The 1,835-nt window shown below is 42.8% G+C and carries 2 protein-coding genes; one reads left to right on the forward strand and one right to left on the reverse strand.

Annotation, left to right across the window (positions count from 1 at the left end; all coding sequences use genetic code 11):
- On the reverse strand, positions 1–313 hold a 313-nt coding region (locus tag V7D75_RS14145), incomplete at its 3' end, for a cation:proton antiporter domain-containing protein (protein WP_333615075.1).
- A 781-nt stretch (positions 314–1,094) separates the two neighbouring features.
- On the opposite strand from V7D75_RS14145, the gene V7D75_RS14150 reads away from it, so the two are divergent.
- Positions 1,095–1,835: trypsin-like peptidase domain-containing protein (locus V7D75_RS14150; RefSeq protein ID WP_333615076.1), on the forward strand; the 741-nt coding region annotated here is incomplete at its 3' end.

Here is a 1,835-nt window from a genome sequence, read left to right on the forward strand (position 1 = left end):
ATAGCGCCACAATGACAATGGTAATAAGGACACCGACTGACACCAGCATCTGTACCACAGAGCCGTGCTGCTTAATCTCATCGAACTCTAAAGTCAGCGAGCCTTCAAATAAAATAATCGCTACGCCCAATGAGATAAACGGGAACATCAGCTCGCCGAGCACCAAGTCTGGGTCAAAAGCGCCCAATATCGGGCCAACAATAATACCAATCAGTAATAAAAACAAAATGGACGGTTGCTTTAAATACCAAGCCAACCATTGGGCGGCAATACCAAGCCCAACCACGCCGGATAACAATAAGGCGGTATCCATAAATTAATCCTTTTATAATCTTGTCATATTTTATATCTATTCAGGCGCACTACCAGCGCTGCTAGCGTAAGCCGCAGCAAACGTCGTCTAAATATAGTGTTGCAATATCTGACACCGCTGAGCGCTAAATCTAGCGCTTGTTAATAAAAGCATCAACCACACTATAAACAAAGCACAAGTAATCAAAGCACAAGTGAGGTTGGCTATCAGTACGATATCGTCGTAAAGACAAAAGCTTTTTAGATCCCTAAGCAGAATCTAAAAAGCAAAAGATGAAAAATAAGCTGATGATTGCCGATTTGCTAAAATAACGACCTACAAAAATTAACTTTTGTTTGTCATATAAATTATTGGGCTTGTTATCATAACATGGTTTTATTTGACGTATTCTAGAGCAATCTTTGCGCCACTTGATTCTTGGTTGAAAAAGCTTATTAAAGGTAGTATGTCTAGCATGTTAGCAATAAGGTTATCTTTATGATAGAAAAGATAAAGTTTTATACCATAAGTCGAAAATGGACGGTAAACTAACAAGCATTCTTCTTTGCAAGTTTGCATTTTCCAAAGTTTATGATAAACGCAGATAACAAAAGCAAGCGATAAAATCTCTAAGTCAGCAACATAAAGACCAGTTTTTAAATGTTAGCTTTAGAGGTTAGCGAATAAGTAAACTGAGCTATTATCAGCATAATATATAAATAAGACGCCTAAATTATTATTCATAACGGTCCTATTCAAACCGTTTATAACAATTATAAAGACCCATTATATGGAGGGTAACATGCCTAACAATATGTCTAAAACGTCGAATACAGCCAATTTGAGCCGTTGGTTACAGCAGAGCGCGTTGGCCATAGCGGTAGCTACCAGTATGGCGGCAGGTATCAATATCGCGACTATGCCAACTGCCCAAGCGGCCGTTACCACCGCAGATTTTTCGGGCTTGGTACAGCAAGTTACGCCAGCGGTCGCGCGAGTAAACGTCACCAAAACTGTCAGCGAGGCGGAGCTTGCTAAAGCCCAAACTGCTGAGCTATTGCGTAAGTTTTTTGGCGATCGCTTACATATTCCTGACCAAGCAGCGACGCCCGCGATAGAGCATGCCTATGGCACCGCATTTTTTGTCACCCGTGATGGTTATATGCTGACTAATCATCATGTGGTGGCAGGTGCGGACAAAATTACTGTGACGCTTAATGACAGAACCGAGCTTGATGCCAAATTGGTTGGCAGTGATGAGCGCTCAGACGTGGCGGTACTCAAGGTCACGGGGCGTCAATTCCCTGCCTTGCCAATCGGCGATTCTAATGCGCTAAAAGTAGGGGAGCCGGTATTGGCGATTGGCTCGCCCTTTGGTTTTGATTATTCAGCATCGGCGGGCATTGTTAGCGCCAAGTCGCGTAATTTTTCCCGTGAAACCAGCGTACCCTTTATCCAAACTGACGTGGCATTAAACCCGGGTAACTCTGGCGGTCCACTATTTAATCAGCGCGGTGAAGTAATTGGTATCAACTCGCGTATT

The sequence above is a fragment of the Psychrobacter sp. genome (assembly GCF_036731945.1).
Classification (GTDB): Bacteria; Pseudomonadota; Gammaproteobacteria; order Pseudomonadales; family Moraxellaceae; genus Psychrobacter.